The organism is Tenggerimyces flavus (genome assembly GCF_016907715.1).
GTDB classification, from domain to species: Bacteria; Actinomycetota; Actinomycetes; order Propionibacteriales; family Actinopolymorphaceae; genus Tenggerimyces; species Tenggerimyces flavus.
This window is the reverse complement of the sequence record NZ_JAFBCM010000001.1, coordinates 2,364,009-2,379,548: the sequence shown is the minus strand read 5'-3', so window position 1 is coordinate 2,379,548 and position 15,540 is coordinate 2,364,009. Positions and strand designations below refer to the sequence as shown.

Genomic DNA, 15,540 nt, shown 5'->3' with positions numbered 1-15,540 from the left:
GAACACACCTGGAGGTTTGGTCGTGTTCCGCCCATACGTACGTCTACTGCGCGTCCCCGGTGCCGCGCTCCCCGCGCTGGCCAGCTTCGTCGGCGCTCTCCCGATCGGCATGCTCACGCTGAGCGTGCTCCTGTTCGTCCGGTCCAGCACCGGCTCCTTCGCCCTCGCCGGCGCCGTCAGCGGTGCGCTCACCGCCGGCAACGCCATCGGACTGCTGCTCCAAGGGAGGCTGATCGACCGGTACGGACAGCCACGCGTGCTCGTACCCACCGGGCTCGCATGCCTGGGATCCCTTGTCCTGTTGGTGATCAGCGCCAGAGCGCCGCTGAGCTGGCTGATGCTGCTCGCCTTCGTCGCAGGCGCCTGCATCCCGGCCGTACTCAGCTGCATGCGGGTGCTCTGGCCCGAGCTCGTCGCCGAACGGGACCGTCGAGACACCGCGTACGCGATGCTCTCGATGCAGTTCCAGGTCGCGCTGATCCTCGGCCCGCTCGTCGTCTCCGCGCTGCTCCTCGTCGCCCGGCCGGCAGTCGCCGTCCTGGTCGCCGGCGTGATGGCCGGAGGCGCCGGGATCCTGTTCGCGGCCACGCCGGCGTCCCGACGCTGGCAGCCGCCAAAGCGGTCCAGGACCCGGCGCGGGTCGAACGCCGGCGCACGGACCCTGCTCGTCGGCGGCGTCCTCGCAGGACTGTCCGCCGGCCTGCTCGCGGTCGGCATCCCCGCGGCCGCCGTGGCCACCGGCACCGCCTCGTTCGCGGGCGTGCTCTTCGCCGCCCTGTCGGCGGGCGAGCTCGTCGGCGGTGCCGCGTACGGCGCCAAGGCCTGGCGCACCCCGCACGTCCGCCGCCTGCTCGGCGCCCAACTGCTCGGCACCGGCGCCCTGCTCCTCGCCGCCGCGGCAGCAGGGTGGCCGCTCGCCCTGCTGGCCGCGCTCGCCGTACTCGGCCTCGTCCTCACGCCCGCTGCCATCTCCTCGTCCGCATTGCTCGACGACGTCGCGCAGGCGGGCTCACTGACCCAGGCCTACACGTCGATCGTCGCCGCCTCCCTCGTGGGCGCCGCGGCCGGCAACGCGCTCGGGGGTTGGATCGTCGCCCAGTTCGCCCCCTGGACCCCGTTCGCGGTTGCCGCCGTCACCCTGGCGGTCGCCGCACTATGGACCGCCAGTCGCCGTTTCTCTCTGCAGTTGTCAAGGACCGCCGGGTCGAGCACGGATGCCTGAAAGCCTCGCTCGCTACCGAACCAACGGCAACCGACGATGCAAGGGCTGTGGATAACCACGCGCTTGTCAGGACTCCTTGACAAACATGCGTGCGTCAGGACATCCTGACAGGCATGGAGAAGACGACAGAACACTTCGACGACCTCGACAAGCCGGTGCAGGTCGACGTCACCGTCGGAATCAGCGGTGACTGGCGAGCCGAGCCCATGAAGGTGATCACCGGCATCACCCAGGGCATCAAGTCCATGGAGACCACGCTGGCGGAGTCGGTCCGCCTCGCCCGCAAGCAGGGCGCCACGTGGGAGGAGATCGGCAAGGCACTGGGAGTCAGCCGGCAGTCCGCGTGGGAGCGGTTCTCGGTCGACTGACCCTCCCGTGTCAAGATGTCGTTGACAAGGACGGTGATGTCGCCATGGCGCTCCTCGCGCAGATCTTCGCGTTGCTAGCTGGACTCTTCCACGTCGTGGTGTTCGTGATGGAGTCCGTTCTGTTCGAACGTCCCCGCGTCTACCACGGGGTCTTCGGCGCGACCGCCGAGGACGTCAAGCCGATGCGCGTGTGGGCGTTCAACATCGGCTTCTACAACCTGTTCCTCGCCATCGGCGCGATCGTCGGCGTCATCCTCTGGTGGGCCGGGAACGACGTCGCCGGCAGGACGTTGCTCGTCTTCACGATGGCGGCCATGTTCCTGGCCGGCTGCGTTCTCTTCCTCTCCGATCGGCTCGGCCTTCGTACCGGCGGGAGCATCACCGGCCCGCTCGGGCAGGCCATCCCACCACTCATCGCCCTGATCGCGCTCGCGTTCAGCTGAGCAACGGAAGCAGCTGGTCGCCCACGCGCGCGATCTCCTGCTTGTACGGGGTATCGGACAGGATGAAGTGCGTGATGCCGAGCTTGGCGTACGCACGCAGCGCGTCCGCGACGTCGTCGGGTGAGCCGACCAGCCAGGTCGTGCCGGCGCCACCACCGCCGAACTTCCCCGGCGTCGTGTACAGGCAGGAGTCCAGCACCTCACCGCGTTCGGCGAGTTCGAGCAACCGCTGCTGACCAACAGCCTTGAAGAACTGCGGACGCGGCGCCCGCTGCGCATCCGCCAGCTTCGCGACCTTCGCCTCGGCGTCGCGCCACGCCTCCTCGGCGGTGTCGCGTACGAGGGTCGTGATGCGCAGCCCGTACTCCAGCGGCGCGTGTGCCCGTCCGAGCGAACGGCTCAGCCCCTCCAGCCGCGCGATCCGGTCGGCGATGCCGGCGAGCGGCTCGCCCCAGAACAACTGCACGTCGGCCTCGGTCGCCGACACCTGCTCGGCGGCCGGCGAGGCGCCGCCGAAGTAGAGGCGCGGCCCGGTGCCTGACGGGCGCGGGGCCACCGTCGAGTTCTCCACCTGGAAGTACTCGCCGGCGAACGTGACGTTCTCCTCTGTCCACAGGCGCCGAACGAGTTGCAGAAACTCCTTCGTTCGCGCGTATCGTTGAGCCTGGTCGCCCTCGCTGTCGCCGTACGCAGCGAGGTTGTCCTGCCCGCTGACGATGTTCACCAGCAGCCGGCCGCCGCTGAGCCGGTCGAGCGTCGCCGCGGCGCTGGCGAAGTGCGCCGGCCGCCAGTAGCCGGGGCGGATCGCCACGAGCGGGCGGAACGTCGACGTACGCGCGGCCAGCGCCGTCGCGACGGTGAACGTGTCCGGGCGTCCCCACCCCGTTCCGATCAGCGCACCGCTCCAGCCGTGCTTCTCGGCCGCGACGGCGAGGTCGGTGGAGAAGTCGAGCGTGCCCCACCCGTCCGCAGTGTCGTCGCCGCGATGGCCGGGCTCGACGGTGTTCGGGATGTACCAGAGGAACTCGAGGGTCATGCGTCAAAGCCTACTAGATAAGTAGGAATTGGCCAGAGTCTCGATTCCTTGACTCCGCCCCTGGGGCAGGCCTGACCATGATCGGCATGGAGCTCCTCGAGCCGCCCCGCGTCGTCGACCGCGCACGGGTCGACTGCCTCGGCATCCGGGTGGTCACGCCGTTCCGCGGCATGCTGCGGGTACGCGACGAGCTGCTCGCCGAGCTCGCCGCGTGCCTGAAGACCCACGACCTCGAGCCCGACGGGCCGTTCTTCCACAGGCTGCACCTCATCGACATGGACGGCCCGATGGACATCGAGGTGGGCGTGGTCACGTCCGCGCCGGTCGGGGGCGACGACCGCGTACGTCGCACGGAGCTCCCGGCGGGCCGGTACGCCACACTCACGTACAGGCTGCACGCGCGCCGGGCGAACAAGGCGCTGCTCGACTGGGCCGCGGAGCAGGGGCTGGCGCTCGATCGCTGGGACGTGGCCGAGGGAGATCGGTTCGCCTGCCGGTACGAGGCCTACCGCACCGACCCGCGAACCGAGCCCCGCAAGACCCAGTGGATCGCCGAGCTCAACTTCCGGCTAGCGGACGGCTAGCTCACCGAGCTCGGACCAGTCCGTTCCGGGCACCTGGAAGTTCACGATCCGCGGCGTCTCCGCGAGGTGCCGCGGCAACTCCTGCTGCGCCGTACGGAAGTGCTCCGAGCCCACGTGCGCGGCAGCGGCGTCGTCCTCGAACGCCTCGACGAGCACGTACTCGTTCGGGTCGTCGAGGCTCCGCGACCAGTCGAACCACAGGCAGCCCGGCTCGGCCCGCGTCGCCTCGGTGAACGAGCGCGAGATCTCCGGCCAGTTCTCGGCGTGCTCCGGCAGGATGCGGAACTTCGCGGTGATGAAGATCAACGGATTCCTCCACGTACGCTAGGGAACGAGGATCGCGCGCCCTCGGACGCGGCCCGCGTCGAGGTCGTCGATCGCCTTCTGGAAGTCGTCGAGAGCGTACTTCGCGGTGTGCAGGTTCACCGCCCCCCGCGCCGCGAGGACCATCAACTCGCACAGGTCGTTGTACGAGCCGACCAAGGTTCTGGCGGTCTCTCGGTGTTGTCTTCGTCTTGGGAGGAGGCTCTTGCGCTGGCCCGTTCTTCGCTTGCGTCTGGACGGGGCGGTCGCAGGGCATGTCACGGTCGACGATCAGGGCGACTTGCTCCACAGATGTCGGTGTAGAAGAGACCGAGATTCGTCGAACAAGTCGCTAGGGCTAGCTGTTCAACCTGTGCCGCACCGTCCCTCAGGGGGCAGGCTGCTCACACGTCCGTCGGCTCATCGATCGCGGCCTCGTAAAAGGCGTCTGCGAGCGCCACGGTGACGGCGCTGACGCCAGGCCCGTCGCTGAAGAAGTAGTCGGCCATGGTGGTGTGGGCCGACTTGTTCTCAACCACTGCCTCCATGACGGCCGCCTGGAAGTCCTGCGACTCCATGAACTGCTTCTTCGAATTGACCCTGGTCTGGTTGATCAGGTCCGGATAGGCCAGCAGCCGCTGGACGAGTCCCAGCACGAACTCTCGTACCTGCGATTCGGTGAATGACTCAGCACCGAAGAGGTCGTTCATCTTGTCGATGACGATCTGGAGTGCGACGTACTTCGGATCCTTCCTGGTGCCCGTACCAGCGGCGCCGATCCCCTTCAGATCGCCGTCGCCCGTCAGCGAGATGTCGACCGCGGTCCCCTTGATGTGTTTGACACCGATCAGGACCACGTCGGACAGGTCGACTTCCGCGGCCCACGATGAGTCTGCGATGACCTTCTCAAGGAGCCGAAGGAAGATCGACAACATCTCCATGCCAGGGTCGCCGTAGTCGACGATCTGACTCATGAAGTCGTAGAGCCGGACGAAGGTGGAGACGTCCTTACGGAACAGGTCGAGGGTGTTGAGTGTGACCTTGTCGTCGGCGTCGATCGCGGCCGCGTAGCGGCGGGCGAACTCGTTCTTGGCTGGGCTGATCGCCGCCGAGAGCGCGTTGTTGCCCTTCCGCGTGATCCATAGTTCGGCGACCTTCCGGACTTGATCTGACGTGTAGATCCCAGCCTGTTCGAGCTTGGTGGCGAGGTGGAACACGACATATGGGTCGGTCTCGGTCTCCAGGGTGGCGTTGGTGAAGTACGGCTCGAACGCCTCCCGGATGTCGTCGGGTTTGTTCACGAAGTCGATGACGAACGTCTTTCGCTTCTGGTCCCCACCCGCAGTGCGATGAGTGCGGTTCAGCCGCGAGAGTGTCTGCACCGCCGTGACACCGGAGAGCTTCTTGTCGACGTACATAGCGGAGAGCAGTGGCTGGTCGAACCCTGTCTGGAACTTGTTGGCAACCAGCATGATCTGGTACGTCGCGCCCTTGAAGGCGGCAGCGAGGTCCGATCCGGCGCCGGGGTTCAGATTGGCCTCGGTGAACTCGTCATCCTTGCTCGGCTGCAGGCCCCAGTCCGACTCCCACGTCTCGTCATCGGCCATTCTGACTGAGCTGGAGAAAGCGACCAGGGTGCGGTAGCTGTACGAGGAGTCCTGATCAGCCCGCTTGGCGATGTAAGCGTCGATCGCCTTCTTGTACTTCACCGCGGCCTTGCGCGAGTCGGTCACGACCATGGCCTTCGCTTTGCCCTCCAGCAGGCGGGCAACGTTGACGTGGAAATGCTCGACGATGATCTGAACCTTCTGGCTGATGTTGGTCGGGTGCAGCTTCACCCACCGCATCAGGCCCTTACGTGCCGCAGCCTCCTCCACCACCGTCGCACCATCGCCGCTCTCAAGCTGACGGGCGATCTTCAGCGCGGTGTCGTAGGACTGGTAGCCCCTGAGCACGTCGAGGATGTAACCCTCCTCGATCGCTTGCCGCATCGAGTAGAGGTGGAACTCGACCGGCTTCCCGTCAGCACCCTTGCGGCCGAAGAGCTCTAAAGTCTTGTTCTTCGGCGTCGCGGTGAATGCGAAGTAGGAGATGTTCTTCGACTCCGCCCGTTCAGTCATCTCCGCGGCCAGGATCGCCTCCACGTCGACCGAGCCGCCCTCCTCGATTTCCTTGATCTCCTCCGCGGTCAGCACTGCCTTGAGCTTCGAGGAGATCTGGCCGGACTGCGAGGAGTGCGCCTCGTCCGCGATCAGCGCGAACCGTTTGCCCTTCAGACCCTTGTCGGCCCGTATCTCGTCGAGGGCGAACGGGAAGGTCTGCACGGTCACCGCGATGATCAGCTCACCGTTCTTCAGCGCGGTCGCCAGTAACCCGGACTTCGACTTCGCTCCCGCCTTTCGGACGTCCTCCGGGCTGATCGTGGCCACGATGTTGCTCGATCCGTCCAGCTGCCGGATCGCATCCTGGAGCTGCCCGTCGAGCACGGTGCGGTCCACGACCACGATGACCGAGTCGAAGACCTTGTCGTCGTTCACGTGCAGCCGCGCCAGCCGATGGGCGGTCCAGGCGATGGTATTCGTCTTCCCCGAGCCTGCCGAGTGCTCGATTAGGTAGCGTTGCCCCACACCCTCTTCGCTCACCGCGGCCACGATGTTCGTCACGGCCTCCCACTGGTGGAACCGTGGGAAGAGCATGCTCGTACGCCGCACCGACGTGCCGGTGGCGACGTCCCACTCCTCCTTGGTCTCCACGATCATCAGCCGGCCGATGATGTTGAGCCAGGCGTCCTTCTCCCAGATCCGCTCCCACAAGTACGCAGTCGCCGACCACCCATCCTCACCTGGCGGATTCCCCGCACCACTGTCGTGACCCACGTTGAACGGCAGGAAATGCGTCGTCTCGCCCTCGAGCCGGGTGGTCATCGCAGCCAGATCGTTGGAGACCGCGAAGTGCACCAGGGCCCGATGCCCGAACGACAGCAGCGACTCGGGACGCCCATTGGTCAACGGGTGCCGGTTCCTGCGGTACTGATTGACCGCCTCATCCAGCGACTGGGTGAAGTCGGTCTTCAGCTCCACTGTCGCGACCGGGAGCCCGTTGACGAAGAAGACCAGGTCGAGGCTGCGCTGGTCAGCGGTAGAGAAGTGAACCTGCCGCATCACCCGCACGCGCATCGCGGCGTACAGTTCGTTGGTAGTCGCATTCAGGCTGGTCTCGGGGCGAAACTGCGCCACCTTCAGCAAGCCACCGCCGATGTACTGCACCCCCTTACGCAGGATGTTCAGCGTCCCGCCACCATGTTCAAGTGGCTTGTCGAGCACTGTCGTCAAGACGTCGAGGAACTTCGCCTTCGAACCTGCGGCCTTCAAAGCCTTCTCGTACGCCGGATTCTGCGTCTCCTCCAGCCACGCGAACAGGTCCTCGGGAAACAGCACCCGCTCCCGGTCGTAACCGGCGTCGTTCGGCGAGTACAGCCACCCGTGGTCGGCCAGGTACTCGCAGATCTCGGCCTCGAAGACGACCTCGTTGTGATCCGCCATCACACCATCTCCCGTACGTCGATCTGCCCCGTCACCGCCGCCGTGACCAGCGCCGCCCGACGCTCGCGGGCAATCGCGATGAATCGCTCGGTCTCTTCGAGCAACACGTCGATCTTCGCGGTCTGCCCGTCCAGGTAGGCGGCGATGCTTTTTTGCTCATCAAGCGGAGGGAATGGCATCTTGAACTTCCGGACCTGCCACTCGCTGACGTGGGGCACGCTCACGCCCGTGAACTGTGGCTCCAAGTAGGTGAGAAACGCATCGGTCGACATGACGTAACGCATGTATCCACGTCCAGCCTCGCTGATGGGCCGGATACGCATGACCCGCTGAAGCAACAGCGTCGGAAGATCGTTTCCGGAGACCGCTGCGACACGCACGCCGCCTCCCACAAACGGGCGGTCCATGCCGAATACAAGATCGCCGACTTCGAGTACGAACTCACTCGGAACAGCCGTCGCTTCGACATCCCAGTAGACGGTGTCGGCCCAGTTGATCCTCCCGGGCTTTACGTTCACTCCACGTAGCAGACGAACATGATCCTCATCGGCACTGAAGCCATTGCTGGGGAACGGATAGCCCGCGACGGTGTCACTCACGAAACCGAGTTGGACGACCCGCCAGTGGGACGGGGTCGGAGGAAGCCACGACTCAGCGTTGATCGTCATGGGACCACCGTCAAGCCCGGAGAAGACGGCCTGCTCAACGACAGCCCTACGGCGTCCCCGCAGCATCTCGATCAGGCGCTGCTGCTCCTCGATGAGCGTGTCGATGCTGGCAGTCTCGCGGTCGAGGTAGTCGGCGATGACGCGCTGCCCGTCTGCCGACACGAGGGGCACGGTCATCGCCTGCAGGTCGCTGATGTTTAACCGGGGAGTTCGAACGTTCCCGGTCTCGGTTCCGCCGATCCCCCGAACCAAGCTTGCCATCGTCGCCACTGTGGGTCCGCTGGTAAGGAGGTAGTTCAGCCATCGCTTGTCGACCTTCGGGTCGACACGCAGCACCGCGTAGTCCGGACTGACGATCCCGTCCTCCGGGGCGATGCCGAGTGCGCCCTGAAACGCCCGCATCCGGTTGATGACAAGGTCGCCCGCGCGGCAGAGCTTATAGTTCGACAGGTCCTCGGAAGCCGCCCGCGTGGTCGTTTCCGACTCCTGGCGACGTCGGACACCCCAACTGATCGATACCGACAGCAGCGGCAGTGTCTCGGCTCTCGCCCCCGCTCGCGCGTCGGATTGGCTAAGCAGCCATTTGAGACGGACCGAGCCGTTCACCCCTCAACCTCCCGCAGCAGCTCGAGGATCTTGGCTACCTGTTTCTCCAGGTCAGCGTCAATCTCAGCAAGGGGGCGGGGTGGGACGTACGTGTAGAAGTGGCGGGTGAAGGGAATCTCGTAGCCGGTCTTAACCTTGGTCCAGTCGATCCAGGCGTCGGGGACGTGCGGCTGTACCTCGGCGTCAAAGTACGCCTGAATGACTTCTACCTTGCCAGCTGCCCCAGCGTCCGAGCCACTGTATGTGAACAGGACGTTCTCGGTGTCCCGCTTCTTCGGGTCTGACTTGAGTTTGCCCTTGCGGTCGACTGCGGGGCTGCTGGACTCGTCCACGAGGGGGCGCTCGACCAGGATTGTCCAGTAGCCGAACTCGTCGTTGCGCAGCACCTTGGAGTAGTCCGGATCGGCGTCGGTGAAGTCGACGTACAACTTCACCACCTGGGCGCGGTCTGCGTCGCTGATCTCGCGGCCCTTTGAACCGAGGTTCTTCCGCATCTTGGTCCAGAACGACGTGCCGTCGATGAGCTGGACACGGCCCTTGCGATCGGAGTGCTTGTCGTTGTCGAGGACCCAGATGTAGGTGGCGATCCCCGTGTTGAAGAACATGTTCGTCGGCAGTGCGACGATCGCATCTACCAGGTCGTTCTCCAACAGCCATTGACGGATGTCGGACGGGCCGGACTCAGCAGCGCCATTGAAGAGCGGCGAGCCGTTCATCACGATCCCGGCCCGACCGCCGCCGTCCTCCGGCGCCCGCATCTTGTGTACCAGGTGGAGCAGGAAGAGCATCTGCCCGTCAGAGGTCGACGGCAGTCCGGGAGCAAACCGGCCGTAGGGGCCTGCTTCCTCGCGTTCTTTCGTGATCGCCTTTGCGTACTGCTTCCAGTCGACGCCGTACGGCGGGTTGGACATGCAGAAGTCGAACTTGCGGCCCTTGAACGCATCATCGGTGAGCGTGTTGCCGAAGGCGATGTTGGATGCGTCATGGCCCTTGGCCAGCAGGTCGGACTTGCAGATCGCATACGACTGCGGGTTGTACTCCTGGCCGAACAGGCCCAGCTTCGCATCGGGGTTCTGCCCGAGCAGGTGTTCTTCGGCCAGGGACAGCATGCCGCCGGTGCCCGCGGTTGGGTCGTATAGCGTGCGGATGATGCCGGCCTCGGTCAGGTCAACATCCTTCTCAGCGAAGAGCAGGTCGACCAGCAGCCGGATCGCGTCTCGCGGGGTGTAGTGGTCCCCGGACGTCTCGTTCGCGGCCTCGTTGAACTTGCGGATGATGTACTCGAACGCATCGCCCATGTCGGCGTTGGACACGACGTTCGGATGAAGGTCAACGGCCTTGAAGGACGTGATGACCTCGCGCAGGAGCCCTGCCTTCTCCAGAGCGAGGATCTCTTTCTTGAAGTCGAAGTACTCGAACACGTCGACATCCGGGGAGAACCGGTCGATGTAGTCAGCCAGGTTGTCCGCCAGCCCGTCGGCGTCAGCTAGCAGGTTGGCGAACGAGTAGTTCGAGGTGTTGTAGAACGGACGGCCAGTGGCCTTATTGACCTCAATCCTGAGCCGGTTCGGGTTGTCGTGCTTAGCCGCCAGCGTGCGCACGGTCCCCCGGTCGGGCTCGAGGATGCAGTCGAGGCGGCGCAGGATCGTGAGCGGGAGGATCACGTTGCCGTACTGGTTGGGGCGGTAGGGACCTCGAAGCTGATCGGCGATCGACCAGATGAAGCTACCGAGGCTGCTCACGGGGCTCCTTACGAGGCTCACTCGACGATAGATGTCGGACGCCCAGCGCGAGCCCGTGCGCGCCGTACGAACAGGCGGCATACCGTAGCCGGTGCGTCACAAGGAGATCATCGCGCATGACGACACCCCGCGTGCCACGAAGTCCGCAGTGCGACTGGCTCATCAAGCGACGGAAGCCGCACGAGCGACCTTCCTGACCCTGCTTCCTACCCCTCTGAAGCCGTAGCCGGCGTGTGCAGGAAGGGCGAAGTTGCACAGGCTCGACACGGCGCGAAAGGACCCGCCATCCCCAGGCCTAAGGGAACGGCGGGTCCGTTTCGTCGCTCCACCCGGGGTGGCCAAGCTCCGGTGGAGCGAGCTTTGGCGCCGGCAGGTCTTGATCTCAGATTCTGGTGTCGGCGAGCAGGGTGCGTGTCCATGCCCGGTCGGTTTCGAGCGCGTTCGCGCGGCGCCGCAGCCAGCCGCGGTACGCCCACTGCGCGCCTGGCCCGTAGTGCTCAGGTAGTTCGTCGGCGAGCTTGGCCAGCACGTGTGCGACCAGCTCACGCGTGGCCGGCGCCTCGGATGAGTTGGCGAGCAACTTGTCGAGACTCTCGACTATCGAGTCCGGGATCATCTGCTTCTCGGCCGCCTTCCCCGTTGCTGCGTTCTGGTGCGGCGCGACGGCCAGGGAACGTTCTTGGGGGCATCCAACCGTCGCGCCGTGATCAGATCCTGGGTCTTGGGATGCGAGAAACGGAAGGAAGTTGCTTGAGATTTCTCGGGATGTCTTGACGGATTCCCGATTTGGCGCGCACCATGGCCGGGCGTGGGCCATCAGATCACCACGGAGGAGACCCGGACATGGAGCAGCCGAAGCACCTCGTTCACCTTGGTACTGACAACGACACCGGCAAGGACGGCAGTCCCTCGTTCTACGCCACCAACGACGGCCGCTACGTCGTGCAGGGCTACAAGCTGACCGACGAGACGACCCGCTCGCAGCTGGTGCACTTCCCGCCCGAGCGCGAGGACGCGGTCATCGTGACGCAGGAACTGATCGACATCATCGTTGCTCAGCACGGTGGGCGGCAGTGACGAGGCCGACCGGCACGTTCGTTGATCTCAAGGGCTTCGTCCAGTTCGCCCGCAGCTACCAGTTCACGGCCTTCCGCCTCGAGGTGCGCGACAACTACGCCGATCCCGGCGAGGCCGAGCATGTTCAGCGGTTCCTCGCCGGCAAGCCGGACGACGACTCCTGGATGGATGACTGGACCGGCCTGATCATGCGCCGCACGCTCGCCGGTCAGCACATCGAGCGGGTGCGGGTGGTGTCGGAACCGTGGTCGGACTACACCCGGTTCGGACTCAACCTGGCCAGACTCAACGTGCACGCCGGGGAGGACATCCGCTACCTGGAACGCTCCAAGGCCGACGCTGTCGGCCTGCCCGACTACGACTACTGGCTGATCGACGCGCACAAGATGTGCGTCCTGCGCCACGACGAGCAGGATGTGCTGCTCGGCGCGGATATCGTCGAGGATCCCGCGGTGGTGATCGAGCACACCCACTACCGGGAAGTCGCCCGCTTCCACGCCACGCCGCGGGCGGAGTACATCGCCGGCTACGAGAACCGCAAGTAACGAGCAACACGAGAGGTCCTGCAGGGTGTCCAGCTTCCAACGTACCCGCGAAGCCCTAGGCAACCGGCTTCGCGAGATGAGGCTGGACGCCCACCTCACCGGCCGCCAACTGGCGGCCGGTGCCGGTTGGACGCCCTCGAAGATCTCCAAGATTGAAGCCGGCAACCAAACGCCGTCCGATCTCGATCTGGAGACTTGGGCCCGCCTCTGCGAACGCACCAACCTGATACCCGAGCTGGTCGCCAGCCTGCGTTCGCTGGAACAGCAGTACGTGGAACACCGCCGCATGTACCGGCCAGGCCTTCACGTACGCCAGCGCCGCATCGCCGACATCGAGAGCCAGACCGCCCTCACCCAGAACTTCGAGCCCTGCTTCGTGCCCGGCCTGCTGCAGACTGCCGAGTACGCCCGCTACCGCTTCCTCGAGGGCGATGAAGGCGACGTCGACCGCGGCGTACCCAGGTCCACCGAAGAGCTCGACGCCGCCATCGCGGCCCGCATGGAACGCCAGCAACTGCTCTACCGGCCCGGCAAGAAGTATCACTTCGTCATGACCGAAGCCGTGCTGCGCTACCTGGTCTGCCCACCCGATGCCATGGCCGGGCAACTGGGGCAGCTCGTGTCGATGACCACACTGCAGACCATCCGGCTCGGCGTCATTCCGTTTGGCAAGCCGCTCAGTGTTGGTCCTCTGCACGGCTTCTACCTCTATGACGACACCATGGTGGTGGTCGAGCTGTTCACCGCCGTGCTCAACATCACCCAGCCCGAGGAGATCGCCGCCTACCAGCGGACGTTCAAACATCTGGCCGACGCCGCGGTGTACGGCAGCGATGCGCGGAAGGTGCTGACGGGAGCACTCAACGAGCTGGCGTCGTAAGCCCGGGCGACAGCATTGCTTGCCGACGAAGCAGTCACGACCTGGTGCCTCGCGCTCGACCTGATGGAGGGCATGAGCTCCCACCGCACCAAGCAGGCCGTCGCATCGATCCGGTCTAGCGTGGCCCTCTACCCGTAGACGCAAGTTGCCCGGTTCCGCCGACCCAGCGCAACGTGCCCACGATGTACTCACCAGCCGGTAGGCAGCGAACATCCGACGAACCGACGAGAGGACCAGCGTGGCCCGGCCGATCAGCCAGCAACCGCCCAACACCGACGGCGACCTCGAGCCCGCTACGGAGTCCATGACCTTGCTGGTCGCCGCCATCATCCATGACCTCGACACAACGCGTCGTCCTCCTGCAACGGGGCCTTAAAGCCAAATTCGCCCAAGGCATGTGGGACCTCCCCGTCGGCAAGAACGACCCTGGTGAACCCATAACCGCAACGGCCATCCGAGAACTCAGAGAAGAAGCTGGCCTCCACGTCGACAGAGGCGACCTTCGGCTCGCCCACGTCATCCACGGGGCCAGGGGGTCGAAGCACCCGATGGATTCCTCACGGTCGTCTTCGCCTGTCACCATTGGACTGGAACGCTCACCAACGGTGAACCCCACAAGCACGCCCAAGTCGCCTGGATCTCCACCGATGAAATCCCAAGCGAGTTCGTCTCCACCACAGCCACCGCCCTCCGCAGCTACCTGACAGGTGGTCCAGACGTTTCCGTCGACTCATGGGCGGACCGGTAGCCCGACCCACCGGGAACGAGAAAGGACCAGCGGAAGCGGCTTTGCCGCGACCAAACTGGTCCTAGATCGTTGGTGGAGCTGAGGGGATTTGAACCCCTGACCCCCTCGATGCGAACGAGGTGCGCTACCGGACTGCGCTACAGCCCCCAGATGGGTGAACCGACGAAGAGAATAGCATCCGGGCTCCGCTTGGGCCGAAGGGGTTAGTCGCCTACCGCCCTGCGGTGCTCGAGCTCCTCTTCTGGTGGCGGTGGGGGTTGGACGGTCGTCTCGATCAGCTCGGCCGCGTCCATCGAGGCTCGGAGCAGCAGCTCGGCCTCGGGGAGGCGGCCCGACGTCCACGTTCCCGGTGAGCCCAGCTCGACCGTACGCACGGTGAAGGGGGCTCGGGCCTTGGTCACGTACGTCGGCAGCGGCACCTCTACGGGGTCCCAGAGTCCGTCGTCCCTCTTCTTCGCGACCGCGGGCGCCGGCTCGGCGGTGGCTGGTTCGTCGGAGGCTCGGCGGACGATCACCGTCGGTTCGTCGTCAACGCCGGGTTGCGCCACGGACGAGCCGTGGGCGTACGACGCTGTTACGCGGGCGCTGCGGCGTACGGGGCCGTGGTCGCGACGTGGGGTGCGGGCTGCGGCGGCGCGTTCGGCGCGTGCGGACGAGGCGGAGACGAACAGGAACGCCAGCACGACGCCCGAGGGGATCGCTACCGCCCACCAGGGGACCAGGGCCACGACGGCGAGCACGGTGACGACTGTCAGGGCCGCGACCAGGGACACCAGCACCCGTCGGCGCCGCGTAGCCGCCGACACCGCGGGCCGGGCAGCGGCAGAGGTACGGGGCGGCGGGCCGAGCACCGGACGCCGAGGCAACTGGTCCGCGGCCTCGTCGGCCGGCGTCGCGTAGGCAGGCGTCTTCCGCCGCGCCAGCACGCGCATGGCGTCGGAGAACTTGTCGACGGAACGCGAGGCAGCCGCCTCGTCGTGCCGGCGGAGCCAGAGGGGGACGAGGTAGGCCGCCCACGCCGCGACGATCGCTGCGTAGATCAGACCGGTACCCACAGATACGAAGGTACGCAAGCAACGGATCATCGTGGCGCAAATGATCCGGTGTGTCGCGTGGGCGGCATGTTACTCATGGGGCTGAAGTGACAGCCAAGCGACACCCTACGACGACGCTGGCGATCCCTGACGAGGCTCCCCCGCCGCTCGAGAACGCAACCAGCGGGCGACCAATCCGTCCGGCACTTCCTCGGCTGTCAAGGCGAAAGACAGGTGATCACGCCACGCCCCGTCGATGTGCAGGTATCGCGGTCGCAGCCCCTCCGGGCGGAAGCCGAGCTTCTCCACCACGCGCAGCGACGCGACGTTCTCCGGCCGGATGTTGATCTCGATCCGGTGCAGCTCAGCCCCGAAGAAGCAGTGGTCGGTCGCCAGCGCCACCGCGGTCGGCGTGATGCCGCGCCCCGCGTACGCCTGGTCGATCCAGTACCCGACGTGCGCCCACCGCGCCGAGCCCGTCGTGATCCCGTTCACCGTCAGCTGCCCGACCAGGCGGTCGTCGTAGGTGATCACGAACGGCATGCACATCCCCGCGGTCGCCTGCCGCCGCAGCATCCGCACCATCGAGGCGAACGTTCGCGGCCTCGGGTCGCTGCCCAACGGCGGCGTCGCCTCCCATGGCCGTAGCCAGGCCAGGTTCCGCGACCGCACCTCGCGCCAGGCACGCCCGTCCCGGACCCGGATCGGACGCAGGCCGACGGGTCCTTCCGCCAACTTCACC

Annotated in this window: 17 protein-coding genes and 1 tRNA gene; 8 read left to right on the top strand and 10 right to left on the bottom strand. The window is 65.8% G+C overall.

Features of this window, described 5'->3' with window-relative positions; translation table 11 throughout:
* Window positions 1-22 precede the first annotated feature (22 nt).
* The 3 genes from JOD67_RS11030 to JOD67_RS11020 all read left to right on the top strand — a co-directional run bounded on the left by JOD67_RS11030 (window position 23) and on the right by JOD67_RS11020 (window position 2,033).
* Window positions 23-1,222, top strand: coding sequence for an MFS transporter (locus tag JOD67_RS11030; RefSeq protein WP_205117339.1), 1,200 nt, complete (start codon window positions 23-25; stop codon window positions 1,220-1,222).
* A 113-nt stretch (window positions 1,223-1,335) separates the two neighbouring features.
* Entirely contained in the window at window positions 1,336-1,590 is a 255-nt protein-coding gene (locus JOD67_RS11025; RefSeq protein ID WP_205117338.1) for a helix-turn-helix domain-containing protein, read from the top strand.
* A 44-nt stretch (window positions 1,591-1,634) separates the two neighbouring features.
* On the top strand, window positions 1,635-2,033 hold the full coding sequence (locus JOD67_RS11020; RefSeq protein WP_205117337.1) for a DUF1304 domain-containing protein: 399 nt from the start codon (window positions 1,635-1,637) through the stop codon (window positions 2,031-2,033).
* On the opposite strand, the gene JOD67_RS11015 is transcribed toward JOD67_RS11020, so the two are convergent.
* Window positions 2,026-3,069 (bottom strand): LLM class flavin-dependent oxidoreductase, encoded by a 1,044-nt coding sequence (locus tag JOD67_RS11015; RefSeq protein WP_205117336.1) that lies wholly within the window; start codon window positions 3,067-3,069, stop codon window positions 2,026-2,028. The genes JOD67_RS11020 and JOD67_RS11015 overlap by 8 nt on opposite strands.
* Window positions 3,070-3,155: 86 nt before the next feature.
* On the opposite strand from JOD67_RS11015, the gene JOD67_RS11010 reads away from it, so the two are divergent.
* Window positions 3,156-3,653, top strand: coding sequence for a GyrI-like domain-containing protein (locus JOD67_RS11010; protein ID WP_205117335.1), 498 nt, complete (start codon window positions 3,156-3,158; stop codon window positions 3,651-3,653).
* On the opposite strand, the gene JOD67_RS11005 is transcribed toward JOD67_RS11010, so the two are convergent.
* The 6 genes from JOD67_RS11005 to JOD67_RS10980 all read right to left on the bottom strand — a co-directional run bounded on the left by JOD67_RS11005 (window position 3,639) and on the right by JOD67_RS10980 (window position 11,130).
* Entirely contained in the window at window positions 3,639-3,959 is a 321-nt protein-coding gene (locus tag JOD67_RS11005; RefSeq protein ID WP_205117334.1) for a putative quinol monooxygenase, read from the bottom strand. The genes JOD67_RS11010 and JOD67_RS11005 overlap by 15 nt on opposite strands.
* A gap of 18 nt (window positions 3,960-3,977) precedes the next feature.
* The gene (locus JOD67_RS11000) at window positions 3,978-4,136 is read right to left on the bottom strand and encodes a hypothetical protein (protein ID WP_205117333.1); all 159 of its coding nucleotides are present in this window, start codon (window positions 4,134-4,136) and stop codon (window positions 3,978-3,980) included.
* A 224-nt stretch (window positions 4,137-4,360) separates the two neighbouring features.
* Window positions 4,361-7,498 carry a type I restriction endonuclease subunit R gene (locus JOD67_RS10995; RefSeq protein WP_205117332.1) on the bottom strand — a complete coding sequence of 1,046 codons (3,138 nt, stop codon included), beginning with the start codon at window positions 7,496-7,498 and terminating at the stop codon, window positions 4,361-4,363.
* Window positions 7,498-8,772, bottom strand: a complete 1,275-nt coding sequence (locus tag JOD67_RS41850; protein ID WP_205117331.1) for a restriction endonuclease subunit S — start codon at window positions 8,770-8,772, stop codon at window positions 7,498-7,500. Before JOD67_RS41850 ends, JOD67_RS10995 begins: the two co-directional genes overlap by 1 nt.
* Complete coding sequence (locus JOD67_RS10985) at window positions 8,769-10,514, bottom strand: type I restriction-modification system subunit M (RefSeq protein ID WP_307782353.1); 1,746 nt, start codon at window positions 10,512-10,514, stop codon at window positions 8,769-8,771. Before JOD67_RS10985 ends, JOD67_RS41850 begins: the two co-directional genes overlap by 4 nt.
* Window positions 10,515-10,896: 382 nt before the next feature.
* Window positions 10,897-11,130 (bottom strand): hypothetical protein, encoded by a 234-nt coding sequence (locus JOD67_RS10980; protein ID WP_205117329.1) that lies wholly within the window; start codon window positions 11,128-11,130, stop codon window positions 10,897-10,899.
* Between the two features lie 227 nt (window positions 11,131-11,357).
* Here JOD67_RS10980 and JOD67_RS10975 point away from each other — a divergent pair, with 227 nt between their 5' ends.
* The 4 genes from JOD67_RS10975 (at window position 11,358) to JOD67_RS42355 (ending at window position 13,720) form a co-directional block, all read left to right on the top strand.
* Window positions 11,358-11,591 carry a hypothetical protein gene (locus JOD67_RS10975; protein WP_205117328.1) on the top strand — a complete coding sequence of 78 codons (234 nt, stop codon included), beginning with the start codon at window positions 11,358-11,360 and terminating at the stop codon, window positions 11,589-11,591.
* The gene (locus tag JOD67_RS10970) at window positions 11,588-12,136 is read left to right on the top strand and encodes a DUF6879 family protein (protein ID WP_205117327.1); all 549 of its coding nucleotides are present in this window, start codon (window positions 11,588-11,590) and stop codon (window positions 12,134-12,136) included. The genes JOD67_RS10975 and JOD67_RS10970 overlap by 4 nt, the downstream gene beginning before the upstream one ends.
* Before the next feature lie 25 nt (window positions 12,137-12,161).
* Window positions 12,162-13,016, top strand: coding sequence for a helix-turn-helix domain-containing protein (locus JOD67_RS10965; protein WP_307782352.1), 855 nt, complete (start codon window positions 12,162-12,164; stop codon window positions 13,014-13,016).
* Window positions 13,017-13,348: 332 nt separating this feature from the next.
* Window positions 13,349-13,720: an NUDIX domain-containing protein gene (locus JOD67_RS42355; protein WP_205117325.1), complete on the top strand. Its 372-nt coding sequence runs from the start codon at window positions 13,349-13,351 to the stop codon at window positions 13,718-13,720.
* 114 nt (window positions 13,721-13,834) lie between these two features.
* Here JOD67_RS42355 and JOD67_RS10955 read toward each other — a convergent pair.
* The 3 genes from JOD67_RS10955 to JOD67_RS10945 form a co-directional block, all read right to left on the bottom strand.
* Window positions 13,835-13,911 (bottom strand) — tRNA-Ala (locus JOD67_RS10955).
* A 56-nt stretch (window positions 13,912-13,967) separates the two neighbouring features.
* Window positions 13,968-14,819, bottom strand: a complete 852-nt coding sequence (gene sepX / locus JOD67_RS10950; protein WP_205117324.1) for a divisome protein SepX/GlpR — start codon at window positions 14,817-14,819, stop codon at window positions 13,968-13,970.
* Window positions 14,820-14,924: 105 nt separating this feature from the next.
* The gene (locus tag JOD67_RS10945; protein WP_205117323.1) at window positions 14,925-15,539 is read right to left on the bottom strand and encodes a GNAT family N-acetyltransferase; all 615 of its coding nucleotides are present in this window, start codon (window positions 15,537-15,539) and stop codon (window positions 14,925-14,927) included.
* Window position 15,540: the final 1 nt, after the last annotated feature.